Below are 24,342 nucleotides of genomic sequence, written 5' to 3'. Positions count from 1 at the left end.
AGCTGGCTTGCCAGCGAAGGGAGCGCGAAATCGCCTTCGCCGGCAAGCCGACTCCTACACCAGCAGGCTTCAGCCTCAAACGGCCTCGCGGTAGGGGTTGCGCGGATCATGCAGCCAGTCGAGGAACGGCTTGCCGGTGTCCTGGGGCACCATCTCGATGCAGTCCTGCACCGGGCAGGTGATCTGGCACAGGTTGCAGCCCACGCACTCGTCGTCGATCACTGCATATTTATGGCTGCCGTCGGCCTGCTTGAGGCTGGCAATCGCCTGGTGCGAGGTGTCTTCGCAGGCGATATGGCAACGGCCGCAGCCAATGCACGCCTGCTGGTCGATTTTGGCGATCACCTGATAGTTGATGTCCAGGTACTTCCAGTCGGTGGTGTTGGCCACCGCGCGCCCGGAGAAGTCTTGCAGGCTGTGGTAGCCCTGGCTGTCCATCCACCGCGACAGGCCGTCCTTCATCTCGTCGACGATGCGAAAGCCATGCAGCATCGCCGCCGTGCACACCTGCACCGCGCCGCAACCCAGGGCCACGAACTCGGCGGCGTCGCGCCAGCTGCCGATGCCGCCAATGCCGCAGATCGGCAGGCCGCGGGTCTGCGGGTCACGGGCAATCTCGGCCACCATGTTCAGGGCAATCGGCTTGACCGCCGAACCGCAGTAGCCGCCGTGGGTGCTCTGGCTGCCCACCATAGGGTGGGCCACCATGCGCTCCAGGTCGACGCTGGTGATCGAGTTGATGGTGTTGATCAGCGACACCGCATCCGCGCCGCCACGATGGGCGGCGCGGGCGGCCAGGCGGATGTCGGTGATGTTCGGCGTCAGTTTGACGATCACCGGCAGCGAGCAGTAGGTCTTGCACCAGCGGGTCACCTGCTCGACGTATTCCGGCACCTGGCCCACCGCCGCGCCCATGCCGCGTTCCGGCATGCCGTGGGGGCAGCCGAAGTTCAGCTCGATGCCGTCGCATCCGGTGGCTTGCACCAGGGGCAGGATGGCTTTCCAGGATTCCTCGACGCAGGGCACCATCAGCGACACGATCAGCGCCCGATCCGGCCAGTCCTTCTTCACCTGGGTGATTTCCTTGAGGTTGATCTCCAGGGAACGGTCGGTGATCAGCTCGATGTTGTTGATGCCCATGACTTCGCGGTTGGGCCCGAAATGCGCCGAGTAGCGTGATGACACGTTGACCGCCGCCGGGTCCTCGCCCAGGGTTTTCCAGACCACGCCGCCCCAGCCGGCCTCGAAGGCACGAACCACGTTGTAGGCCTTGTCGGTGGGCGGCGCGGAGGCCAGCCAGAACGGGTTGGGTGCCTTGATACCGGCAAATACAATCGACAGATCGGCCATTTACGCAGCCTCCACATTGAGCATGAGTCGGGCATGCATGGCTTCGGCGGCCAGCTTGCCGTGTTGTACCGCCTGCACGGTCAGGTCCTGGCCGAGGCTGATGCAGTCGCCACCGGCATAGACCCCGGGAATGCTGGTGCGCAGTTGGTCGTCCACCTGGATGCGCTCGCCGCAACGCTGCAGTTCCCGCGCCAGGGGATCGGCCAGGGCGCTATCGTCGAATGACTGGCCGATGGCCTTGAAGATCGCGTCGGCCGCCAGTTCGAAGGTTTCCCCGCTGTGTTGCAAACGGCCTTGGTGCATGTGGGTGCGGACGAAGCGCATGCCGCGCACCCGGCCCTGATCATCCAGCAGCACCTGTTGCGGCGCGGCCCAGGTCAGCAGGCGCACCTGATTGGCCTTGGCGATTTCTTGCTCGTGCTCGGTGGCGCCCATGTCCTCGATACCCCGGCGGTACACCAGGTTGACGTCCCGGGCACCGAGGCGGGCCATCTGCACCGCCATGTCGATGGCGGTGTTGCCAGCGCCGAGGACGATGCAGCGGTCGGCCAGGGGCAACTGGCTGAGGTCGTCGGCCTGGCGCAGTTCACGGATGTAGTCGGTGGCGGCCAGCAGCCCGGGGGCGTCTTCATGCTCCAGCCCCAACTGCTTGCTGGCGGCCAGGCCAAGGCCGAGGAACACCGCATCGAACTCCTGATGCAGTTGGGTCAGGCTCAGGTTGTCGCCGAGTTTGTGCCCGTGGCGGATCTCGATGCCGCCGATGCCCAGCAGGAACTCCAGCTCCCGCTGAGCGAAGTCGTCCACCAGCTTGTACTTGGCGATCCCGTACTCGTTGAGGCCACCGGCCTTGTCCCGTGCTTCGAACACCACCACCTCATGGCCGTGCAGGGCGCAGCGGTGGGCGCAGGACAACCCCGCCGGGCCGGCGCCGACCACGGCGATGCGCTTGCCGGTGGGCGCGGCGCGCTGGAACGGGTGCTCGGTGAAGTGCGCGTTGTCCAGGGCATAGCGCTGCAGCAGGCCGATCAGCACCGGTGCGCACTCCTGGGCGTTGTTGCGCACGCAGGCCTGCTGGCAGAGGATTTCCGTCGGGCAGACCCGGGCGCAACTGCCGCCGAGAATGTTGGCCGAGAGAATCTTCTGCGCCGCGCCCTGGACGTTGTCGGTGTGGATATTGCGGATGAACGAAGGAATGTCGATCTCGCTCGGGCAGGCATTGACGCAGGGCGCGTCGTAGCAATACAGGCAGCGCGAGGCTTCCAGGTGGGCCTGGCGGGCGTTGAGCGGCGGCGCCAGATCGCTGAATTGACCGGCGAGGGTGGCGCCATCCAGGGTCGGGTGGGGCAAGTGGTTCAAGGTCTTGATCACGGTGTTGGCCTCACGGTTTTTTTGCGGCTGCCTCTGATGGGCATGTTTGCAAGCGGGCGAGGGCGTCCGGATCGCGAGCAAGCTCGCTCCTACAGGGGCGTGTTTTTTATGTAGGAGCGAGCTCGCTCGCGATAGGGTGCAACGCCCCCGGTATCAGCGTTTAACCGCCGTCGGCTTGTGCCGCTCGGCGCGCTTGCTCAAGAGGTCGAACACCGCCGGGTAGGCCGGGCGTTCGATGTAGCGCCCGGCGCCGCGTTCGGCCCGCAGGTCGCCGTCGGCCCAGACCAGCTTGCCCTGGCTGATGGTGTGGCTGGGCACGCCGCGCACGGTCTTGCCTTCGAAGATGTTGAAGTCCACCTGCTGGTGGTGGGTCTTGGCGGAAATGGTGCGACTGCCGTTGGGGTCCCAGAGCACCAGGTCGGCATCGGCGCCAACGCGGATCGCGCCCTTGCGCGGGTAGAGATTGAAGATCTTCGCGGTGTTGGTGGAAGTCAGGGCGACGAAGTCCTGCATCGACAGGCGCCCTGAATTCACCCCTTCATCCCACAGCACCGCCATGCGGTCTTCGATGCCGGCGGTGCCGTTGGGGATCTTGCTGAAGTCGTCGCGGCCGGCGGCTTTCTGTTCGGCGCAGAAGCAGCAGTGGTCGGTGGCGGTGGTGTGCAGGTTGCCCGATTGCAGGCCGCGCCACAGCGCCTCCTGGTGGCCGCGCGGGCGGAAGGGCGGGCTCATCACGTAGCCGGCGGCGGTCTGCCAGTCCGGGTCGCGATAGACGCTGTCGTCCAGCAGCAGGTGCCCGGCCAGGACCTCGCCATACACCGGTTGGCCCTTGCCTCGGGCGTAGCTGATTTCGTCCAGGGCTTCCTGGGTCGACACGTGTACCAGGTACAGCGGCGTGCCCAGGGTTTCGGCAATACGGATCGCCCGGCTGGCGGCTTCGCCTTCCACCTGCGAGGGCCGCGACAGCGGGTGGGCTTCCGGCCCGGTGATGCCCTGGGCCAGCAGTTTGCGTTGCAGGTGATACACCAGTTCGCCGTTTTCCGCGTGCACCGTGGGCACCGCGCCCAGTTCCAGGCAGCGCTCGAAGCTCGCCACCAGGGTGTCGTCGGCGGCCATGATGGCGTTCTTGTAGGCCATGAAGTGCTTGAAGCTGTTGATGCCGTGGTGCTGCACCAGCTCGGCCATTTCCTCGCGCACCTGCTCGCTCCACCAGGTGATGGCCACGTGGAAGCCGTAGTCGCTGGCGGATTTCTCGGCCCAGCCGCGCCACTGGTGGAAGGCCTCCAGCAGCGACTGCTGGGGGTTGGGAATCACGAAGTCGATGATCGAGGTGGTGCCTCCGGCCAGACCCGCGGCGGTGCCGCTGAAGAAGTCTTCGCTGGCCACGGTGCCCATGAACGGCAATTGCATGTGGGTATGGGGGTCTATGCCGCCGGGCATCAGGTACTGGCCGCTGCCATCGAGCACTTCACAGCCGGCGGGAATATCCAGATTGTTGCCGATGGCGCGGATTACGCCGTCTGCGCAGAAGACATCGGCTTTATAACTTTCATCATGGGTAATAACGGTGGCGCCACGGATCAACAGAGACATTCCGAGTTCCTCGCAGGCATGACCGACTGTTGCCGGTTCTAGATTTTTATTGAACGCACTGACAACTTAATAATCCTGTCAGTGGTGTCAGGATTAGACGCTAGCCGTAGTTAAGAGAAACAGCAAGAATATTTTTTATAAGCTTATATTGATTATAAGTATTTGAATTTAAAAGAATAAAAAACAAAATCCGCAAAATGGTGCGCGTCATCACCATTTTGACGCACTTGACAGGATCAAAAAATAGTCGAGATTTCCTATGTCAAATCAGCCGTTTGAGGAGGCACCGCGAAGTCCAATAGGCAACTAAGAAAATAACCGTGCACTGCTTTGGGTCCTGACCGAACGGACAACTTGCCAAACACCCGGCCTGAGTGAACTGGCAACTAACCGAAGGCTTCAAAGTTGACTGAATAAAACTGAATCACATCAGTTGTTTACATGGATTCCGCACACTGTGCAGTCGCGTATCCGGCAGTAGTTGGCATCGTTATTGAGTGCCGCCGCAGATCGCTGGCCAGGAGGGTGGAAGTCGTAAGTTCTCCGGCCATCGTCCGGTGCGCTGTTCGTCGGTGCACTGGCCTGATGAGCAAAATAATCAAAAGAACAGTGGAGCGGCCATGCAACAGATCAGATCCCAGGTGACCGAGCGCGAAGGCTTGTACGAGCTGGACGCCGGCAGCGACGTACTCGACAGCCCCCGTTACAACCACGACATCGCACCGACCAAGGTCCAGGAACGCACCTGGAACAAATGGCACATCACCGCACTGTGGATCGGCATGTCGATCTGCGTGCCCACCTACACCCTGGGCGGGGTGCTCACCGCCTATTTCGGCCTCAGCGTCGGCGAGGCGCTGCTGGCGATCCTGCTGGCCAATATCGTGGTGCTGATCCCCCTGACCCTCAACGCCTTTGCCGGCACCCAGTACGGCATTCCCTTCCCGGTGCTGCTGCGCTCGTCGTTTGGCATCATCGGCTCCAACGTGCCGTGCCTGATCCGCGCCCTGGTGGCCTGCGGCTGGTTCGGCATCCAGACGATGTTCGGCGGGCTGGCGATCCACCTGTTCCTGGGCTCGATCTTCGAGGGCTGGAAGGCCCTGGGCGGCACCGGCGAGGTGCTCGGCTTCATGATCTTCTGGACCCTCAACCTGTGGGTGGTGCTGCGCGGTGCCGAGTCGATCAAGTGGCTGGAAACCCTGTCCGCGCCGTTGCTGGTGGCGGTGGGCATCGGCTTGCTGGTGTGGGCGCTGCCCAACGTCTCCCTCAGCGAGCTGTTGGCGATTCCGCCCAAGCGTCCCGAGGGCGCCAGCGTCACTGGCTACTTCATGGCCGGGCTCACCGCCATGGTCGGCTTCTGGGCCACCCTGTCGCTGAACATTCCCGACTTCAGCCGCTACGCGAAAAGCCAGAAAGACCAGATCCTCGGGCAGATCTTCGGCCTGCCGCTGACCATGTTCCTGTTCGCCGCCCTGGGGGTGGTGATGACCGCCGCCTCGGTGAAACTGGTGGGGGTCACCGTCTCCGACCCGGTGAGCCTGATCGGCCACATCCAGAGCCCGGGCTGGGTGGCCCTGGCCATGGCGCTGATCATCATCGCCACCTTGTCCACCAACACCGCGGCCAACATCGTCTCGCCTACCAATGACTTCCAGAACCTCGCCCCCAAGCTCATCGACCGCACCACCGCGGTGATCCTCACCGGGTTGGTGGGGCTGGCGCTGATGGGGCATGAGTTGCTGAAAAAGCTCGGCCTGCTGATGTCCGACGTCAGCCTGGAGACGGTGTATTCCAACTGGCTGCTGGGTTACTCCAGCCTGCTGGGGCCGATTGCCGGGATCATGGTGGTGGACTACTTCATCATCAAGCAACAGCGCCTGGACCTGGCCGGGCTGTACCGCGACGACGTCTACCCGGCGTGGAACTGGCACGGCTTCATCGCCTTCGGCGTGCCGGTGGCCCTGACCCTGATGTCCCTGGGTAGCAGCGCGTTCAACTGGTTCTACAGCTACGGCTGGTTCACCGGCTCGGCCCTGGGCGGCTTGATCTACTACGGCCTGTGCACCTGGCGCAGCCCCCAGGCGGCCACCGCCAAAACCCCGACATGAACACCCAACCTGCGTGCTCGCGGGCACCACCCCCGTCCCGTAGGAGCTGGCTTGCCAGCGAAGGCGTCGGTACGGGCGACGCACATCTTGCGGGCCCCTTCGCTGGCAAACGTAACGCCGCCCGGCGGCTCCTACCGATTGTTGCTAGGCCGTTATCCCGGGTGACTGTGTCACGCATCCCCCGACAAAATCAGAAGAAACGCCCGAGGAGATCACCATGAACGCTGCCGTCGAGGTTCTGCAATCCAGTCATCAGCACATCAACCGCGACCGCCTCTGGCAGTCGCTCATGGAGCTGGCCCGGCTCGGCGCCACGGTCAAGGGCGGTGTCTGCCGCCTGGCCCTGACCGAGCTCGACCGCCAGGCCCGCGACCTGTTCGTGAAGTGGTGCGAGGCGGCCGGTTGCACGGTCACGGTGGATGGCATCGGCAACATCTTCGCCCGCCGCCCCGGGCGTAACCCACAACTGCCGCCGGTGATGACCGGCAGCCATATCGACACCCAGCCCACCGGTGGCAAGTTCGACGGCTGCTTCGGCGTGCTGGCCGGGCTGGAAGTGCTGCGCACCCTCAATGACCTCAAGCTGGAAACCGAGGCGCCCCTGGAAGTGGTGGTGTGGACCAACGAAGAAGGCTCGCGCTTCCCGCCATGCATGATGGGCTCCGGGGTGTTCGCCGAGAAATTCACCCTGCAAGACACCCTGGCCAAGACCGACGCCGAGGGCATCAGCGTCGGCGAGGCGCTGAATGCCATCGGCTACGCCGGCACGCGCCCGGTCAGCGGGCACCCGGTGGGCGCCTACTTCGAGGCGCATATCGAGCAAGGCCCGATCCTGGAAGACGAGCGCAAGACCATAGGCGTGGTGCTCGGCGCCCTCGGCCAGAAATGGTTCGATCTCAAGCTGCGGGGCGTCGAAGCTCACGCCGGCCCGACCCCCATGCACCTGCGCAAGGACGCCCTGGTGGGCGCTGCCGCGGTGGTCGCCGCGGTCAACCGCGCAGCCCTCGGCCACCAGCCCCACGCCTGCGGCACCGTCGGCTGCCTGCAAGCCTACCCAGGCTCGCGCAACGTGATCCCGGGGGAGGTGCGCATGACCCTGGACTTCCGTCACCTGGAACCGGCGCGCCTGGATTCGATGATCGCCGAGGTGCGCCAGGTGATCGACAACACCTGCGAAGAACACGGCCTGAGCTTCGAACTGACCCCCACTGCGGACTTCCCGCCGCTGTACTTCGACCCCGTCTGCGTCGAAGCCGTGCGCGGCGCCGCCCAGGGCTTGGGCCTGTCCCACATGGACATCGTCAGCGGCGCCGGGCACGACGCGATCTTCGTCGCCGAGCTGGGCCCGGCGGGGATGATCTTCGTGCCTTGCGAAGGCGGCATCAGCCACAACGAAATCGAGAACGCCGACCCCGACGACCTCGCTGCCGGCTGCGCCGTCCTGCTGCGGGCCATGCTCGCCGCCTCCCAATCCATCGCCCAGCGCCAACCGTAGGAGCCGGCTTGCCGGCGAAGAGGCCCGCGAGGCAGGCAGCGCTTGGGCGAACGCCTTCGCTGGCAAGCCAGCTCCTACCGAGGGGGGCGTTGTTTCCACAATCCGCCCCCGCCCACACACACTCCCCGTAGGAGCCGGCTTGCCGGCGAAGAGGCCCGCAAGGCATGCAGCGCTTGGGCGAACGCCTTCGCTGGCAAGCCAGCTCCTACCGAGGGGGGGAGTTGTTTCCACAATCCGCCCCCACACACATTTCCCGTAGGAGCCGGCTTGCCGGCGAAGAGGCCCGCAAGGCATGCAGCGCTTGGGCGAACGCCTTCGCTGGCAAGCCAGCTCCTACCGAGGGGGGCGTTGTTTCCACAATCCGCCCCCGCCCATACATTTCCCGTAGGAGCCGGCTTGCCGGCGAAGAGGCCCGCGAGGCAGGCAGCGCTTGGGCGGACGCCTTCGCTGGCAAGCCAGCTCCTACACGGGGCATCGTGGGGCGTTTGGCTGGCGTACACTGGCGAACTTTTCGCACGGGATGCCGAATATGCACAGGATGGCGCTTTGTCTGGCCCTGGCTTTGAGCCTGGGGGGCTGTACGGATTACAAGTGGGGGCACAGTTGGAGAGTCGACCAGCCAGGAGGCTGGACCGACTCGCCCACACCGTATGGTGATGAAAGCGCCATACTAGAGGCTTCCTGCGGACCCAACCCGTTGTCCGTGTCCGTGAGGCGTAATCATTCAGGGCTGATCTTCGCGATATTCTTTATCCCCTTTTTTCCCCAATACGGCAGCGACGACCGCGTGCAAATCAGTGTTTCCCACCCTGATTTGAAAGCCTGTACGTCGCTCACGCAAAGCCCCTTGGTCCTGAAAATGGACAACCGCGTGGTTCGCGATATCAGCTGGTCACCTGGGTACGGTAATCACCAGTGCGACCTGACATTGCCTGAAGGAACACAGGGCGAGCAGCTGTCGATCGAGGTCAACCAAGCGGTCCTTCCTTGCTCCGTGGCCCCGGCAACACTGAAAAAGAGTCGCTATTTCTGTTTACGCCAAACGACATTCGGTGGCTCGCCAAGGTGTGATGATTAGCGCTTCGCTGCATCAGGTGGACGACCTGCTGTCGCCGCCAGGCCCAGGAGGCTGCGCTGGCCCGCGCAGTCGCGGTGATGAATCAGCCTGCTTGTTTTCGTGCGATCTCACCCTCCGCGACTTTCAACCCATCCCTCGAACCTAAGCTAATTCCTAAAAAGTATTTATTTTAGATTTATTAGATCGATTAGCTTTTAGCGACTTTCCTGTCTCCCAGAAGGTCCGCCCCCATGCGCCTGCCCTTTGCTTTGCGTCGTAGCCTGTCGATCACCGCCCTGGCCGGTCTGGCGCTGGGCATGGCCCTCAATGCCCAGGCCGACACCAACCTGCGCATCGGCTACCAGAAATCCTCGACCCTGCTGGCGCTGCTCAAGGCCCAGGGCACCCTGGAAAAACAGCTGGCGGGGCAGGGCGTCAACATCACCTGGCATGAGTTCACCAGTGGCCTGCCATTGGCGGAATCGCTGAACGTGGGCAATGTCGACATCAGCGCGGACGTTGCCGACACGGTGCCGGTGTTCGCCCAGGCCGCCGGGGCCAAGCTCACCTATTTCGCCACGGAAACCCCGTCGCCCGCCGCTCAGTCCATCGTCATCCCCAAGGATTCGCCGCTCAAATCCCTGGCTGACCTCAAGGGCAAGCGCATCGCCGTGACCAAGGCCGCCGGCAGTCACTACCTGCTGATCGCCGCCTTGCGCGAAGCGGGCTTGAGCTTTGCCGATATCCAGCCGGTGTACCTGACCCCGGCCGATGGCCGCGCGGCGCTGGAAACCGCCAAGGTCGATGCCTGGGTCACCTGGGAACCCTTCGTCGCCAGCGCCCAGCGCCAGCAGGGCGCGCGGGTGCTGCACGACGGCCAGGGGCTGGCCAGTTATCGCCGTTACTACCTGGCTTCCAATGACTACGCCAAGGCTCATCCCGAGGTGCTGAAGCAAGTGTTCGCCGAGCTGCAGAAGACCGGCACCTGGGTCAAGGCGCACCCGGCGGAGGCGGCGAAGTTGCTGGGCCCGCTGTGGGGCAACCTGGACGTGCCGACGGTGGAGCTGGCCAACAGCCGCCGCACCTACCAGGTCGAAGTGGTCAAGCCTGACGCCCTGGGCGAGCAGCAGAAAATCGCCGATGCCTTCTACCAGGAAAAGCTCTTGCCCAAGCCGGTGGATGCCCGAGCGGTGCAGTTGTGGAGTCCGCAATCCTTGTAATTGGCCGTTAGATCGCGTTCGCCTGTAGGAGCCGGCTTGCCGGCGAACAGGTCCCCCTTTTTTTCTTGTTCAGCGCCGGCTACGCCATCCCGCGCCCGGCGTCAGGAGTTCCCGTGTCTGCCGTTCACCCCCAAGAGGCCTTTGCCGTCCCAGCCTCAATCAGCCCGCCCGCGGATAACGCCGACGTGGTGCTGGAATTGCGCCACCTGACCAAGCACTACGCCCGCCGCCGCGGCCAGTCGGCGCCGCCTGCGGTTGAGCAGGTCAGCCTCAAGGTGCGCCGCGGCGAAGTGCTGTGCCTGATGGGCACTTCCGGCAGCGGCAAGTCCACCTTGCTGCGGCATATCAACCGGCTGGTCGAGCCCAGCAGCGGCGAGGTGCTGATCGACGGCGCCGCCATCAGCCAGCTTTCGGCCCAGGAACTGCGTACCCTGCGTTCCCGGCGCATTGGCATGGTGTTCCAGCACTTCGGCCTGCTGCCCCATCGCAGCGTGCGCGACAACGTCGCCTTGCCCCTGGAACTGCGCGGCGAACCCGAGGCCCTGCGCCACGCCGCGGCCGATGTGCAACTGCGGGCCATGGGCCTGGAAGGCTGGGGCGAGCACTATCCCCATGAACTGTCCGGCGGCATGCAGCAGCGGGTCGGGCTGGCCCGGGCCCTGGTCAGCGAGCCGGACATCCTGCTGATGGATGAACCCTTCAGCGCTCTGGACCCGACCATTCGCCGCGACCTGCAAAGCCACTTCCTGCGGGTGGTGCGCGAGCGCGGCATCACCACCTTGCTGGTGACCCACGACCCGGCCGAAGCCCTGCGCCTGGCGGACCGCATTGCCGTGCTGCGCCACGGCCAGCTGATCCAACTGGGCACCCCCGCCGAACTGCTGGAGCAGCCAGCGGATGCCGAAGTGGCGGACTTCTTCCAGGAACACGGTGCCCGCAGCGCCGCGCCTGCGGTGGCGGCGATCGCCCCGCACAAGAGCGCGACGAGCCCGGTGCCGGTCAGTCCCGGGCTGTCCTCGGCCCAGGCCCTGCTGCTGGGGCCCGCGGCCCTGGCCGCCAGCGGTCGCGGCGGGTTGTACTGGCTGGGTTTTGCCCTGGAGCTGGGCGCCGCCGCAGCCTTGGGGCAGGGGCTGGTCACGGCCAGTTTCGCCTGGGCCGCCTTGGCGCTCATCGGCTTGCTGCTCAGCCGCCTGTTGAGTGTGACCCTGGCCCGTCGCCCCAGCCGCCTGGGGCGTTCCGACTGGCGCCTGCCGTGGCTGGTGTTGCTGCTGTCCCAGGCCCTGGTGCTGTGGCGGGTCCTGGCCGTCGATGCCTCTGGCCCCTGGCTGCAATTTCCCGCCGACCGCCAAGTGCTGCTGGGCACCGCGGCGGCCATCGACCAGTTGATCGGCTGGTCCCAGGTCACCTTCGAAAGCACCTTCGTCGGCGTGATAGTCGCCGTGCGCACAGTGATCGACAGCACCGAAAGCCTGCTGGGCTGGCTGCCTTGGCCGGTGCCGGCCTTGGCCCTGGTGCTGCTGGCCTGGCGCAGCGCCGGCGCCGCCCTGGCCCTGACCAGCGCCGCGGCCTTGCTCTACATCGGCCTGTTCGGCTTCTGGGAGCGGACCATCGCCACCCTGGCCCTGGTGGGCTCCTCGGTGCTGATCTCGCTGTTGATCGGCGTGCCGGCCGGCATCCTCCTGGCCAAGCGCGCCCTGGCCCGGCGCCTGATCACCCCCTTGCTGGACGTGATGCAGACCCTGCCGACCTTCGTGTACCTGATCCCGGCGGTGGCGTTCTTCTCGGTGGGCAAGACCCCAGCGGTGATCGCCACGGTGATCTTCGCCCTGGCGCCGATGATCCGTCTCACCGCCCTGGGGATCCAGGAAGTGCCCAAGACCGCCGTCGAAGCGGCCCTGGCCCACGGCGCCACGCCGTGGCAGATCCTGACCAAGGTCGAACTGCCCCTGGCCGCGGGTTCCTTGCTGCTGGGGATCAACCAGACCCTGGTGATGAGCCTGTCGATGGTGGTGGTGGCGGCGCTGATCGGCGCCGGTGGCCTGGGCTACGACGTGATGACCGCGCTGCGCAACATCAAGGGCGGCGAGGGCATGTTGGCCGGGGCGGCGATCGTGTTCTGCGCGCTGATTCCCGATCGAATCATTCAAGCGACCCTGCGCCAGCGGGATCGCACTTTACAGCAATCATGAGGTGTCCCTTGAACAAGTCGTTTACTCGTACCCTTGGCGCCGCCGCGCTGCTGTTGGGTTTGTCCCTGCCGGTGCTGGCCAAGGACAAGATCGTCATTGGCGAGCAGAACTGGACCGGCGCCATCGCCATCCAGAATATCCTTGGCGAAGTGATCAAGACTCGCCTCGACGGCGACGTTTCCTACCTTGCCGGTGACGTACCGGTGCTGTTCGCCGCCGCGGCCAAGGGCGATGGCTCGGTGGACGTGCTCACCGACATCTGGCTGCCTAACCAGTCCGCCGCCTGGGCCAAATACGTCACCGGCGGCACCCGTTCCCTGGTGCCCAACAAGCAGCCGTACCTGGGGGTGCAAGGCTTCTACATCCCCGGCTACCTGCAAGACAAATACGGTGTGAAGTCGGTCTACGACCTGCAAAAGCCCGAGGTGGCGAAACTCTTCGAACCCCTGGGCGGCGGCAAGGCGCAACTGCTGGTGGGCCCGGCGGGCTGGGAGTCGACCTACATCGGCCAGATCAAGGCCAAGGATTTTGGCTTTGCCGACAAATTCGAATCGGTGTCCACCGAAGCCTCGGTGACCTACGCCAAGCTCGCCGCCGCCTACAAGGCCCAGCGCGGCGTGGTGTTCTACGCCTACACCCCGGACTGGATCTTCTCCGCCTTCGACCTGCGCCGACTGGATGAACCGGCGTTCGACGGCTACGCCCAGGACAACAAGAAGGGCGACCCACTGTACAAGGCCGACGGCTGCTGGAAATTCATCAGCCCGACGGTGGATGCCGACTGGCTGAGCAAGAGCAAGATCACCTGCGCCTACCCGGATGCCCGGGTCTACGTCCTGGCGTCCACCGCTCTGCAAAAACGCGCACCACGGATCGCCGCGTTCCTGGAGAACTTCAGCATCGAACCCCAGGCCTTGAATGACCTGATCCTCAAAATCGAAAAGGACCAGCAACCGGCGGCGCAGGCGGCCAAGGAATGGGTCGCAGCGCACCCGCAGATCGTCAATGGCTGGCTGGGCGCCAGCGGTGAAAAAGTGGGAGTGGCGCAATGAGTGGGGCGCCGGTGAGCAGCCTCGAACAGGCGACCTTTGGCGCCGGCTGCTTCTGGGGCGCGGAAGCCGCGTTCCGGGCGCTGCCGGGGGTCATCGACAGCCGTGTCGGCTACGCCGTGGAAGCGGGGGACGAGGCGTTGCAGATCGAGGTAGTGCAGGTGGATTTCGACCCGCAGGTACTGACCTATGCCCGTCTGATCGAACACTTCTGGGGCCTGCACGATCCCACCTCGGTGGATCGCCAGGGCGAGCATGGCGGAGTGAAATATCGTTCGGCGATCTTCCACACCAACGCCGCGCAAGCCGAACAGGCGAGGGCGGCCAAGACCGCCTTGCAAGCCTCCGGTCGACTCAACAAACCCGTGGCCACGGTCATCGTGCCCCTGGGCCGCTTCGACCTGGCGGATGAAGCGCACCAGCGTTACCTGGAGAAGAACGGCCTGAGTACTTGCCACATCTGATCGCCAGTAGGTGCGCCGGCTTTTGTAGGAGCTGGCTTGCCAGCGAAGGGGCCCGTAAGACCGCCTTCGCCGGCAAGCTGGCTCCTACGCCACCCGCCACTGAATCACTTCCAGCAACGCGCAACCTTCTCGGGTGAGCAGGTGTACACCACGGGTGATGCGGGTCAGATCGCAATCGCTGATGTCTTTCAGTTTCAGGCTGGACAGGCTGTCCATCAGGTCGCGGACCACGGTGAAACGATGGGCGGCGTTGCTGGCCAGGTCGCTCAAGGGGGCTTGGGTATCGAGGTAGAACACCGGGTGTTCGGTGTCGTGGGTGTCGATGGGGGTGAAGCGGGGGAGGTGATGGTCAGTCATAGGTACGGCTCCTTTTTCAGAGCAGTCACCTTTTTCGCTGATTGGGAGGAGTAGGGCGGTAGTACGCGGAAAGACTGGCCGGAGACGGGACAGCAGTGCACCAGAAGGTGTTCCGCGCATCACCGTCATGTCCCTCGATCGCTGGCGCAAAAAGCGACTGCAATGATGGTTTGATAGTCGATGCGTTCCTATATTCGACCGGCCAAGGTCGCTCGCGGATTGGGTTGCGAGTGGGGACTGTACGAGCGACGTCATAGCGCTGCAACAGGGTGGTTGGGGAGATGTTTGAGCGCTTGTTTCGTGGTGTTGGTGGCTGGTTTTGGTGGGGGGCATATCCGTTGCTGCGGGTGTGGCGGCTGGCGGTTTTGCCTTTATGGCGGGGGACGGGGTACATATCCGTTGCTGCGGCTGGCGGTTCCGCTTTTACAGCGGGGGGATGGGGTACATATCCATTCCTGCGGTAACGGCCACTTAGGGTTTCGCCCTTACGGCGAGTCCCTTTTTTTTAAACGCCAAAAAAAGGAACCAAAAAACGCTTGCCCCTCCATGGCCCCCTCGCTGGGGCTCGGGGTTCCCTCGCTTCGGCATTGCTCCGGGGGCCCGCCGCCAACCGGCCATCCATGGCCTGGGGCGGCTAGCTCGGCATCCATGCCGAGCTGCCCCCTACGCAACGCCTACGCTCGGCCGGCTGGGAAGGGGCCTGAAGATCAAGATCAAGATCAAAAGCCAAAGCCAAGGTGCGCATGCCGGCTACATGTAACGCGAACGTCAATGAAACAGGCCGGCCGGCAGGCCGCCGTCAGATTTTGATCTTGCTTTTGATTTTGATCTGAGCGCCCCGTTAACCACGATGGCCGAACGCAGGCATTGATCCGTGGGTAACCCGGCAGGGATGCCGGGTTAGCCGCCCCAGGCCATGGATGGCCTGTGGCGGCGGCCCACGGATCAATGCCGGAGTGAGGGCATGCCGAGCCTAAGCGAGGCACCGAGTGGAGGGGCAGAGCGTTTTGCTTACTTTTGCGCTTTTCAAAAGTGAGCCGCTGTAAAAGCGGAACCGCCAGCCGCCACACCCGCAGCAACGGATATGTACCCAGAACTCGCGGTAAGGGCGAATCACTTTGGCAAAGCTGGAATGCCGGTCCAGCCCAACATAACCAAAGGGTTCCTGCTCCGGTTTCCGGCACCTCGTTCCGGGCTCCTGAAGTGGGAGTGAGAGCAAGTGCAAAGCCCTCAACCGCCCTGCAACACCCTCAACGCAGCCTGAGCCAAAAAGCCCGATCGGCTTTTCTGTTCCGGATGATGTTTCACATATTCATCAATTCGATTCAGCAAATAGCCCGGCAGCGTGATGTTGAGTTTTTCCGCCTTGCCCATGTAGCGGGTGATGTCGATATCAATCACGGCCCAAGTGCAGCCTTGATACTGGGGATTGGTGGCATGGAGGGTCACTGTGCGGGCGGTGGGAATGGCTGCGCCTTCTTCTGCCAGTAATTCCAGGTGGCCTTCGATGGCTTCGCGGGCCATGGCCATGGCGTCGTCGAGGTCGTCACCGGCGGAGAAGCAGCCAGGAATATCGGGTACTTCCACACCCCAGGCGTGTTGGTCGTCACCGGGGAGAATGGCAATGGGATAGAGCATGGACTGATCCTCCTTCGGACCTGGGAGCGTCGAGCCTGGGTGGTTAGAGCCGGGCTTGTTTCAATATGCTGCTTACCGTTTTGGCCAGTAGATCTTTTTTGGGATGGGGAATGGTGACCAGGCCTGGCTTGGTTGGGTGTTTGAAGTGGTGGTGACTGCCCTTGACCCTGACCAGATACCAACCATCTGCTTCGATCTGGGCGATGAGTTGCCGGCTGTTCACATCGCTTTCAACTCCCTGTCGTGGCGGTGGGTATGATAACTACTTTTTTGGCGCTCAACACTATCAGCAACGGTTGGCGACGCATAGGGCGAGGCGGCAAACCTCAAGCTTTTTGCTTGCCGCTTGCCGCTACAAACTTGCCGCTGACTCTCCTCCACCCAACGCGACCACCAACCCCACACTGGCCTGCAACTCCCGCGTCTGCAGCGCCTGCAACCCTCGCTGAGCCTGGAGCGCCGCAGTCTGCGCTGTCACAACATCCAGGTAGCTGACGGCACCCGCCTGATAGCTGTTCATGGCCAAGGCCTGGGTGTGCAACGCAGCATTCACCGCCGCCTGCTGATCCAGCGCCTCCTGGCGCAGATCCCGCAGTTGCCCCAGGTTGTCCTCCACCTCGCGCACCGCTCGCAGCACTTGCCCACGGTAATGCGCGGCGGCTTCTTCAAACTCGGCATGGGCCTGGCGCTCATTGGCGCTCAGCCGGCCGCCGTCAAAAATCGGCAGATTCACCAAGGGCCCCAGGGCCCAATAGCGATTACCCGCCGCCAGCAGGTTGCCCACGCCCTGGGTCTGGCCGCCGAGCATGCCGGTCAGGCTGAAATCCGGGTACCAGGCGGCGCGGGCGATGCCGATGCCGGCATTGGCGGCGTACACCCGGCGTTCGGCCGCGGCAATGTCCGGGCGCCGTTGCAGCAAGGTGCTGGGCAGTTGCTGGGGAATGCTCGGCAGGCTCAGCAGTTGCTCCGAGGGCGCGAGGCTGAAGCGGCTGGCCGGTTCGCCCACCAGTTCGCCGATGGCGTGTTCGCTGAGGTTGCGCTGGGCGCGCACTTCGTCCAGTTCCGCTTCGGCGCTGGCCAGTTGGCTCTGGGCCCGGGTCAGGTCCAGTTCCGAGGCGATCTGCCCCTGGTAGCGGTCGCGGGTCAGTTGCAGGGCTTGGGCGTAATCCTCCAGGGAACGGCTGAGAATCCGGCTCTGGGCATCCAGGCCATTGAGTTGCACATAGAGCATGGCCAGTTGTTTTTGCAAGCTCAGGCGCGCCGCCGCCAGATCATCACCCGAAGCCTGGGCCTGGGCGTCGCCGGCCGCGGCTTGATTGCGAATCCGGCCCCAGAGGTCGAGGTCGAAGCTCAGGGCGAAACCGGCGGTGTTGCTGTTGTAGATCGACGGTTGCGTGCTGCCGCGCAGCGGGCGGCTGTCCGACTGGCGCTGGCGCAACGGTTGGGCGCTGGCGCTGATCAGCGGGAACAGTCCGGCGTGCAGTTGGCTGGCGTAGGCCTGGGCGCCGTCGTAGTGGGCCAGGGCCGCCGCCAGATCCGGGTTGGCCTGGAGCAGGTGTTGTTGCAGGTCGTTCAGACGCGGGTCCTGGTACAGCAGCCACCATTGTTCGCCGATGACCTGAGGCGTGGCGGCCGGGTGCCAGGGGCCGTCGCTGCTCTGTTCGCGATACTGCGCCGGCAGGTCGATGGCCGGCACCTGGTAGTGGGGCGCCAGGGAGCAGCCGTGCAGGGCCAGCACCAATAGGGCGGCGAGGGGCTTAAGCCTTGGGCGCATGCTCACCTCCGGCGTCCGCCAGTTGCACCCGGTCACCTTCGCGCAGGGCGTCCGGCGGGTTGTCGATGACGTGATCGCTGGCTTGCAGGCCCTGGTCGATCACCAGCCGCTCGCCGAGGTCGAGGCCGATATGAATGCTGCGCAGGTGCACGCGCTTGGCGCTGTCGATCACTGCCACCTGGGTGCCCTGGGCGCGGAAGATCAGGGCGCTGGCGGGGATGCTCACGCCGTGGGTGTCGGCGGGGATGGCCAGGGTCGCCTCGGCATAGTCGCCGGGCATCAGCGCGCCGTCGGGGTTGGCGGCGACGAACTGCGCCAGCAGGGTGCCGGAGCGTGAGTCGATGGCGGTGGAGTCGCCCACCAGTTGCGCGCTGAAGTGCTGGCCGGGGTGCTCGGGCACGGTCAACTGGGCCACCAGGCCGGGGCGGATGACGCTGGCGTAGTTCTGCGGAATGGGCACGTAGAGCCGCAGCTTGTGGGTGTCCGCCAGGTCGAACAGTTCCGGGTCGCTGTCGTTGTCGGCCTTGATCAACTGGCCGATGTCGGTGTGACGGGCGGTGAGGGTGCCGGCGAACGGTGCGCGAATGGTCTTGTAGTCCTCCAGCGCCGTGAGCCGTGCGTAGTCGGCGGCGGCTGCCTCGGCGCTGGCCTTGGCCGCGGCGGCGTTGGAGCTTTTTTCATCGGCCTCCTGGCGCGACACCGAGTGGCTGGCCAGCAGGTGCTGCCAGCGCTCGGCGGTGGTCTGGGCCAGCCGTGCATTGGCCTGCTGCTGGATCATTCGCGCTCGGGCCTGGGCCACTTGCTGGTCCAGGTCGGGGCTGTCGATATGGGCCAGCACTTGTCCGGCGGCGACCTTGGCGCCGATGTCCTGGCTCCAGTCCTTGAGGTAGCCGCTGACCCGGGCGTGGATCGGCGCCTTGCTCCAGGCTTCCAGGTGCGCCGGCAGGCGCAGGCTGTCGCCCAGCACGTTGGGCTGCGGCTGGAACACCAGCACCTGCGGCACGGCGGCGGTTTCGGTCCAGGCGACCACGGCCCGTTCATGCCGGGTGCGCGCCGCCAGGCCGCTGGCCACCAGCAGCGCGGCCAGGCTCAGACTGCCGATGCCCAGCAGCATCAGGCGTTTGCGCGATGGGGTGTGATCAGGCGACATGGGTGTTTTCTCCAACGACAGCGGATTGGGAGTGACGGCCGTGGACCAGGCTGAAGACCACGGGGACAAAGATCAGGGTGGCGACGGTGGCGAGGAGCAGACCGCCGATCACCGCGCGGCCCAGGGGGGCGTTCTGTTCCTCGGACAGGGCCAGGGGCAGCATGCCGATGATCATCGCCAGGGCGGTCATGCACACCGGGCGAAAGCGCGTGTAGCCAGCTTCCAGGGCGGCCTTGAGGGCGTCGCCGTGGGCCGCCAGGCGCTCGCGGCAGAAGCTCACCACCAGGATCGAGTTGGCGGTGGCCACCCCCATGCACAGGATGGCCCCGGTCAGCGCCGGCACCGACAGCGAAGTGCCGCTCAGGAACAGCATCCAGACGATCCCGGCCAGGGCGGCGGGCAGCGCGGTGATGATCACGAACGGATCGACCCAGGACTGGAAGTTGACCACGATCAGCAGGTAGATCAGCACCACCGCCCCCAGCAGGCCCAGGCTCAAGCCGCTGAAGGCTTCATGCAGGGCGTCGATCTGCCCGTGCAGGCTGACCGTGGCGCCCTTGGGCCGCAGGGCCGCGGCGTCGTCCAGGACCTTTTGCATGTCGTGGGCCACGGCGCCCAGGTCGCGGCCCTGGACGTTGGCGTACAGGTCCAGGGTGGGCTGGATGTTGTAGTGGCTGACCACCGCCGGGCTTTCTACGCGGGAGATATCCGCCAGGCCGCCAAGGATCTGCGACTGGCCATTGCTGCCAGTGACCGGTAGCGCCTCCAGGGCCGGCAGGCTGTCCAGGCGGTACTGCGGGGTGGCGGCGACGATGGAGTAAGACACGCCGTTCTTCGGGTTGAGCCAGAAGGTCGGCGCCACCTGGGAGCTGCCGGCCAAGGACGCCACCATGCTGTTGGTCACGTCACGCTCGGTGATGCCCAGGCCGTTGGCCCGCAGGCGGTCGACCTTGACCTGCAAGGACGGGTAGCCGGTGGATTGCTGCAGGCGCAGGTCGGCGATGCCCGGCACGTGCTGCAGGCGCCGTTGCAGTTCCAGGGCGAAGGCGCGGTTGGCCGCGGCGTCGGGGCCGGAGATTTTCACGTCCAGGGGGGCCGGGGCGCCGAAGTTGAGGATCTGGCTGCTGATGTCCGCCGGCAGGAAGGCGAACTGGCTGCCGGGGAAGCTTTCCGGCAGTGCTTCGCGCAGCTTCTTCACATAGTCGACGCTGGGGGCGTGGCCGGGTTTGAGGGTGACCTGGATGTCGCCGTCCTGGGGGCCGATGGTGCCGCTGTTGCTGTAGGCCATGTCGATGCCGCTCAAGGGGATGCCGATGTTGTCGATGAGGCTGTCCAGTTGCTCGGCCGGGATCACCTCGCGAATCCGCGCTTCGATGCGGTCGAAGGCTGCCGCGCTTTCCTCGATCCGCGTGCCCAGGGGCAGGCGCACGTGCAGGGCCAGGGCCCCGGCATCGGTGGCGGGGAAGAAGTCCTGGCCCAGGCTCGGCAGCAGGGCGAAGGAGGCCAGCACGCAAGCAAGAAAGCCGAGGATGAAGGTCTTGCGCCGGCCCAGGGCCAGATGCAGCAGGCCATGGTAGGTGTCGCGCACGTTGGAAAAACGCGCCTCGAAACCTTGCTGGAAGGCCAGCAGCCCGCGCACCAGGGCGCCGCGTGGCAGGGCGTGCTGTTCGCCTTCGTGGTGGTTGATGAAGGCGTCTTCCGGGTGATGCCCGGGCCCTGCTTCTGGCGCATGGGGCTTGAGCAGGTACATGGCCAGTGTGGGCACCAGGGTCCGCGAGAGGATGAACGAGCTGGCCATGGCGAAGATCACCGCCAGGGCCATGGGCCGGAACAGGTAGCCGGCGATGCCCTGCAACAGGAACATCGGCACGAAGACGATGCAGATGCACAGCAGCGAGACGAAGGCCGGGCCGACGATCTGCTGGGCGCCGTCGAGGATCGCCTGCTTGACCGCCTTGCCCTGTTCCAGGTGCCAGTTGATGTTCTCGATGGTCACCGTGGCGTCGTCCACCAGGATCCCCACCGCCAGGGCCAGGCCGCCCAGGGTCATGACGTTGAGGGTCTGGCCGCTGGCCGCCAGCAGGGCAATGGCCGAGAGCACCGCCAGGGGAATCGAGGCGGCGATGATCAACGTGGAGCGCCAGCTACCGAGGAACAGCAGGATCATCGCGCTGGTCAGCAGGGCGGCGATGATGCCTTCCCGGGCTACGCTGCCCACCGACTGCTTGACGAACACCGAGGCATCGCCCAGCAGCGAGGTCTTCAGCGCCGGTGGCAGGGTTTCATTGATCCGCGGCAGCATCTGGCGGATGCCGTCGACGATCGACAGGGTGGAAATATTGCCGTTCTTCAGCGCTGGCATCAGCACCGCGCGACGTCCGTCGACCCGCACGATATTGGTCTGCGGCGGCGAGCCGTCACGCACGTGGGCCACCTGGCCGATGGTGATCAAGGCACCGTCCACGGTCTTGATCGGCAGGTCGTTGAGCTCGTCGATGGCGGTCGGGCTGTTGTTCAGCAGCACCGTGTATTCATTGCCGCCGAGCTTGGCGGTGCCCACCGGGATGATCTGGTTCTGCGCCGCCAGGGCGTTGCCCACGTCCTGGGCCGACAGGCCCTTGGCGGCCAGGGCTTGCGGGTCCAGGTCGAGGGTGATCTGCCGCTGCTTGCCGCCCATGGGCGTAGGCATGGCCAGCCCCGGCAGCGAGCTCAGGGGCAGGCGAATGTTGTTCTGCACCAGGTCGCGGATCTTTGCTTCCGACAGGGTCGGGCTGGAAAAGGCCATCTGCAGGATCGGCACTGTCGAGGCACTGTAGTTGAGGATCAGCGGCGGGGTGATGCCCGGTGGCATCTGCTTGAGCACGGTTTGCGACACCGCGGTCACCTGGGCGTTGGCGGTGCGGATATCGACCCCGGGCTGGAAGAAGATCTTGACGATGCCCATGCCCGGCAGCGACTGCGACTCGATGTGCTCAATGTCGTTGACCGTGGTGCTCAGGGAGCGCTCGTAGGTGTAGATCACCCGCCCGGCCATGGCCTCCGGCGACAGGCCGTTGTACTGCCAGACCACCGCCACCACCGGGATGCCGATATCGGGAAACACGTCGGTGGGGGTACGCAGGGCCGCCAGGGGCCCGATGATGCAGATAAATATCGCCAGCACGATGAACGTGTAGGGCTTGAGCAGTGCGGTCTTGACCAGCCCGAGCATGCCGAAAACCTCCGAGGGAGTGGGATTGCAAACCTCGGCAGCCTGCAGCGACCCACCTAACACGCGGCTTTCAGCCAGGTGAAGGAAGTTTTAGGTAAGGCCTGAAATTCCTTTCATGGGGATTCATTTGTTCCCGCGTCTGGGCCTCGACAAGCTTGATGGCCATCGACGCAGCCGATTGTCCGGGGCTCGCGTCGCACTCCTTCCGGTCATTTGCGAGGTACCTTTTCATGACACTCAAACCGCTGTTGCTGATTCCCGCCCTGGGCCTGGTGTGCCTGCTCTCGGCCTGCGCTGGCCCCATGCCCCAGCCCGACCCCAGCGAGGCCTGGATCGGCTTGCAGGAAGAGGGCTCCAACGACCTGATGGCCGAACGGGTGGATGGGCACAAGGTCGACGATGGACGTTACTTTGAGGTCAAGCCCGGCGCTCATCGCCTGGACGTGACCCTGTTTGAAGAGAGCGTCGGTGATTCCAACCAGCAAGACTGCAACGGCCATCTCAGCTATAGCGGCTTCAAGGCCGGAGAGCATTACAAACTGGTGGAGTCGAGCCTGGGCAGCGAGGTGTCGGCGCGCTTGTATGACGCCCAGGGCAAGCAGGTGGCCAGCACCCAGGACTTCAATTGCATGCCCGGCTGACCGGGTTGTTTAGCGCGCGCAAATCAGGACATTTCGCTCAACACAAAGAGACAGGCCTGACTTCAAGCCCATGGCGAGCCACGGGATCATAGGGGCCTGTCTCCCAGCAAGCGGGTGTGCGTCATGAAGCAAGAGACTGCAGCGGCAATCAGCCCCACCGATGTGGCATTTGGCGAAGTGGCGCAAATGATCACCACCGCGCGGCAACGGGCAGTGCGGGCGGTGAATACTGAACTGGTGGAGCTGTACTGGCAGGTCGGGGCCTATATCAGCCGCAAGATCGAGGCGGCGGAATGGGGCGATGGCGTGGTCCGGCAACTGGCGGATTACCTGGCGCGGCAGCAGCCGGGGCTGCGCGGGTTTACCCGGCGTAACCTGTTTCGCATGCGCCAGTTCTATGAGGTTTATCGAGGGGAGGAGAAAGTGTCAGCAGTGCTGACACAATTACCCTGGACTCAGAACCTGATCATTCTTGCGCAAGGCAAATCTGCTCAGGAGCGCGAGTTTTATCTGCGCATGGCCCTCCAGGAACAGTGGTCGACCCGGGAACTGGAGCGGCAGATCAAATCCGCCCTGTTCGAGCGCACGCTGACCCACCCGGCAAGCGCCACGGCCACCTTGAGGCAGACTCGTCCCGAGGCCCTGAAAGTGTTCAAGGATGCCTACATGGTGGAGTTTCTCGACCTGGCCCAGGGGCATGACGAAGCCGATCTGCATCAGGGGCTGGTGCGCCAGCTCAAGGATTTTCTGATCGAGATGGGGCGCGACTTCTGCTTTGTCGCTTCAGGCTATCCCTTGCAGGTGGGCGGGCGCGATTTCGTCCTGGACCTGCTGCTGTTCCATCGCGGGTTGAATTGCCTGGTGGCCGTTGAACTCAAGGTCGGGCGCTTCGAGCCGGAGTACCTGGGCAAGCTGGACTTCTACCTGGAGGCCCTGGACCGCCAGGTGCGCAAACCCCACGAAAACCCGGCCCTGGGTGTGCTGCTCTGTGCCAGCAAGGAGGACGAGGTGGTGGAGTATGCCCTCAACCGTTCACTGTCTCCGGCGTTGATCGCCGAGTACCGGACCCAGTTGCCGGACAAGCAACTGCTGCAGGCCAAGCTGCAGGAGTTCTATGCCCTGGACACGCAGGCGCGGTGAGCCTGGCGGCCACTGTGTCCGGGGCTGCACCGCCCTGGTGAGTCGAGTGCGTACCGAGGCGCCGCCCTCTGGTTCATTGCGGCTCGCTGCCGAACCAGTCGGCCAGGCGTGCGCTGGCTTGCTCCCGGACCTCGGCGTTGATGTGGGCGGCCACCGTCACCACCGAGCCGGTCAACAGACCAAGGTCATCCACGTACCCGGCCCCGGGGATCAGGTCGGGGATCATGTCCAGCGGCAATATGAAGTAACCCAGGGCGGCGTAGATGGTGGTCTTGGCCCAGATTGGGGTTTGCGGTCGTTGCGCGGCGTAGTAGAGCCACAGGGCTTTCTGGATCAGGGTCCGGCCGATGCGCGAGGCGTAGCGGCCGATCTTGCGCCAGAGGCAGAGTTCAAGGGACTGGGCGGTGGACATGACGCACTCCTGGGGGATACAGGTCCAGGTCATGGTCGCCGTCCGTGCAGTGTCCCGGCAGAGGACAATATTTCCCCGGTGGTTGCCCACGTAGGAGCCGGTTTGCCGGCGAAGAGGCCGCCCCTG

The 24,342-nt window shown here is 64.7% G+C and carries 18 protein-coding genes; 8 read left to right on the top strand and 10 right to left on the bottom strand.

The features are described 5' to 3' along the window. Positions 1-75: 75 nt before the first annotated feature. From preA to hydA, 3 genes are all read right to left on the bottom strand, one after another. Positions 76-1,350, bottom strand: coding sequence for an NAD-dependent dihydropyrimidine dehydrogenase subunit PreA (preA, locus tag BLV47_RS17085; protein WP_092315436.1), 1,275 nt, complete (start codon positions 1,348-1,350; stop codon positions 76-78). Continuing rightward, positions 1,351-2,718: an NAD(P)-dependent oxidoreductase gene (locus BLV47_RS17080; RefSeq protein WP_092317281.1), complete on the bottom strand. Its 1,368-nt coding sequence runs from the start codon at positions 2,716-2,718 to the stop codon at positions 1,351-1,353. It abuts the gene before it with no gap. Between the two features lie 153 nt (positions 2,719-2,871). Beyond that, positions 2,872-4,311: a dihydropyrimidinase gene (hydA, locus tag BLV47_RS17075; protein WP_092315434.1), complete on the bottom strand. Its 1,440-nt coding sequence runs from the start codon at positions 4,309-4,311 to the stop codon at positions 2,872-2,874. Between the two features lie 620 nt (positions 4,312-4,931). Between hydA and BLV47_RS17070 the strand changes: the two genes are divergently transcribed. From BLV47_RS17070 to msrA, 6 genes are all read left to right on the top strand, one after another. Further along, positions 4,932-6,419, top strand: a complete 1,488-nt coding sequence (locus BLV47_RS17070) for an NCS1 family nucleobase:cation symporter-1 (RefSeq protein WP_092315432.1) — start codon at positions 4,932-4,934, stop codon at positions 6,417-6,419. 217 nt (positions 6,420-6,636) lie between these two features. After that, the gene (locus BLV47_RS17065) at positions 6,637-7,914 is read left to right on the top strand and encodes a Zn-dependent hydrolase (protein WP_092315429.1); all 1,278 of its coding nucleotides are present in this window, start codon (positions 6,637-6,639) and stop codon (positions 7,912-7,914) included. 1,308 nt (positions 7,915-9,222) lie between these two features. Beyond that, the gene (locus tag BLV47_RS17055) at positions 9,223-10,191 is read left to right on the top strand and encodes an aliphatic sulfonate ABC transporter substrate-binding protein (RefSeq protein ID WP_092315425.1); all 969 of its coding nucleotides are present in this window, start codon (positions 9,223-9,225) and stop codon (positions 10,189-10,191) included. A 113-nt stretch (positions 10,192-10,304) separates the two neighbouring features. Next, positions 10,305-12,380 carry an ATP-binding cassette domain-containing protein gene (locus BLV47_RS17050; protein WP_092315423.1) on the top strand — a complete coding sequence of 692 codons (2,076 nt, stop codon included), beginning with the start codon at positions 10,305-10,307 and terminating at the stop codon, positions 12,378-12,380. Then, a complete protein-coding gene (locus tag BLV47_RS17045; RefSeq protein WP_092315421.1) occupies positions 12,377-13,432 on the top strand; it encodes an ABC transporter substrate-binding protein in 1,056 nt (351 codons plus the stop codon). The genes BLV47_RS17050 and BLV47_RS17045 overlap by 4 nt, the downstream gene beginning before the upstream one ends. Positions 13,433-13,443: 11 nt before the next feature. Continuing rightward, a complete protein-coding gene (gene msrA, locus BLV47_RS17040; protein WP_092317278.1) occupies positions 13,444-13,893 on the top strand; it encodes a peptide-methionine (S)-S-oxide reductase MsrA in 450 nt (149 codons plus the stop codon). An 84-nt stretch (positions 13,894-13,977) separates the two neighbouring features. Here the strand turns inward: msrA and BLV47_RS17035 are convergent, their stop codons facing one another. From BLV47_RS17035 to BLV47_RS17005, 6 genes are all read right to left on the bottom strand, one after another. Beyond that, positions 13,978-14,250, bottom strand: a complete 273-nt coding sequence (locus BLV47_RS17035) for a hypothetical protein (protein ID WP_092315419.1) — start codon at positions 14,248-14,250, stop codon at positions 13,978-13,980. Between the two features lie 1,230 nt (positions 14,251-15,480). Continuing rightward, positions 15,481-15,888: a type II toxin-antitoxin system HicB family antitoxin gene (locus tag BLV47_RS17025; RefSeq protein ID WP_092315417.1), complete on the bottom strand. Its 408-nt coding sequence runs from the start codon at positions 15,886-15,888 to the stop codon at positions 15,481-15,483. Positions 15,889-15,931: 43 nt separating this feature from the next. Next, positions 15,932-16,111 carry a type II toxin-antitoxin system HicA family toxin gene (locus BLV47_RS17020; protein ID WP_092315415.1) on the bottom strand — a complete coding sequence of 60 codons (180 nt, stop codon included), beginning with the start codon at positions 16,109-16,111 and terminating at the stop codon, positions 15,932-15,934. Between the two features lie 129 nt (positions 16,112-16,240). After that, positions 16,241-17,662, bottom strand: a complete 1,422-nt coding sequence (locus tag BLV47_RS17015) for an efflux transporter outer membrane subunit (RefSeq protein WP_092315413.1) — start codon at positions 17,660-17,662, stop codon at positions 16,241-16,243. Further along, the gene (locus tag BLV47_RS17010) at positions 17,646-18,812 is read right to left on the bottom strand and encodes an efflux RND transporter periplasmic adaptor subunit (protein WP_092315411.1); all 1,167 of its coding nucleotides are present in this window, start codon (positions 18,810-18,812) and stop codon (positions 17,646-17,648) included. The genes BLV47_RS17015 and BLV47_RS17010 overlap by 17 nt, the downstream gene beginning before the upstream one ends. Beyond that, the gene (locus BLV47_RS17005) at positions 18,802-22,023 is read right to left on the bottom strand and encodes an efflux RND transporter permease subunit (protein WP_092315409.1); all 3,222 of its coding nucleotides are present in this window, start codon (positions 22,021-22,023) and stop codon (positions 18,802-18,804) included. The genes BLV47_RS17010 and BLV47_RS17005 overlap by 11 nt, the downstream gene beginning before the upstream one ends. A gap of 230 nt (positions 22,024-22,253) precedes the next feature. Between BLV47_RS17005 and BLV47_RS17000 the strand changes: the two genes are divergently transcribed. Both BLV47_RS17000 and BLV47_RS16995 read left to right on the top strand, forming a co-directional pair. Beyond that, positions 22,254-22,664: a PA0061/PA0062 family lipoprotein gene (locus tag BLV47_RS17000; protein ID WP_092315407.1), complete on the top strand. Its 411-nt coding sequence runs from the start codon at positions 22,254-22,256 to the stop codon at positions 22,662-22,664. A gap of 123 nt (positions 22,665-22,787) precedes the next feature. Next, positions 22,788-23,804, top strand: a complete 1,017-nt coding sequence (locus tag BLV47_RS16995; protein ID WP_092315405.1) for a PDDEXK nuclease domain-containing protein — start codon at positions 22,788-22,790, stop codon at positions 23,802-23,804. A gap of 73 nt (positions 23,805-23,877) precedes the next feature. On the opposite strand, the gene BLV47_RS16990 is transcribed toward BLV47_RS16995, so the two are convergent. Beyond that, positions 23,878-24,249 (bottom strand): YkvA family protein, encoded by a 372-nt coding sequence (locus tag BLV47_RS16990; RefSeq protein ID WP_244168895.1) that lies wholly within the window; start codon positions 24,247-24,249, stop codon positions 23,878-23,880. Positions 24,250-24,342 lie beyond the last annotated feature (93 nt).

This window comes from Pseudomonas saponiphila (genome assembly GCF_900105185.1).
Classification (GTDB): domain Bacteria; phylum Pseudomonadota; class Gammaproteobacteria; order Pseudomonadales; family Pseudomonadaceae; genus Aquipseudomonas; species Aquipseudomonas saponiphila.
The sequence above is the reverse complement of the archived record's forward strand: the minus strand, read 5'-3'. Positions and strand labels throughout refer to the sequence as shown.

Coding starts and splice junctions, on each gene's coding strand:
- preA (WP_092315436.1), bottom strand. CDS start 1,350: ATGGCCGATCTGTCGATTGTATTTGCCGGTATCAAGGCACCCAACCCG.
- hydA (WP_092315434.1), bottom strand. CDS start 4,311: ATGTCTCTGTTGATCCGTGGCGCCACCGTTATTACCCATGATGAAAGT.
- BLV47_RS17070 (WP_092315432.1), top strand. CDS start 4,932: ATGCAACAGATCAGATCCCAGGTGACCGAGCGCGAAGGCTTGTACGAG.
- BLV47_RS17065 (WP_092315429.1), top strand. CDS start 6,637: ATGAACGCTGCCGTCGAGGTTCTGCAATCCAGTCATCAGCACATCAAC.
- BLV47_RS17055 (WP_092315425.1), top strand. CDS start 9,223: ATGCGCCTGCCCTTTGCTTTGCGTCGTAGCCTGTCGATCACCGCCCTG.
- BLV47_RS17045 (WP_092315421.1), top strand. CDS start 12,377: ATGAGGTGTCCCTTGAACAAGTCGTTTACTCGTACCCTTGGCGCCGCC.
- BLV47_RS17035 (WP_092315419.1), bottom strand. CDS start 14,250: ATGACTGACCATCACCTCCCCCGCTTCACCCCCATCGACACCCACGAC.
- BLV47_RS17025 (WP_092315417.1), bottom strand. CDS start 15,888: ATGCTCTATCCCATTGCCATTCTCCCCGGTGACGACCAACACGCCTGG.
- BLV47_RS17015 (WP_092315413.1), bottom strand. CDS start 17,662: ATGCGCCCAAGGCTTAAGCCCCTCGCCGCCCTATTGGTGCTGGCCCTG.
- BLV47_RS17010 (WP_092315411.1), bottom strand. CDS start 18,812: ATGTCGCCTGATCACACCCCATCGCGCAAACGCCTGATGCTGCTGGGC.
- BLV47_RS17005 (WP_092315409.1), bottom strand. CDS start 22,023: ATGCTCGGGCTGGTCAAGACCGCACTGCTCAAGCCCTACACGTTCATC.
- BLV47_RS17000 (WP_092315407.1), top strand. CDS start 22,254: ATGACACTCAAACCGCTGTTGCTGATTCCCGCCCTGGGCCTGGTGTGC.
- BLV47_RS16995 (WP_092315405.1), top strand. CDS start 22,788: ATGAAGCAAGAGACTGCAGCGGCAATCAGCCCCACCGATGTGGCATTT.
- BLV47_RS16990 (WP_244168895.1), bottom strand. CDS start 24,249: ATGACCTGGACCTGTATCCCCCAGGAGTGCGTCATGTCCACCGCCCAG.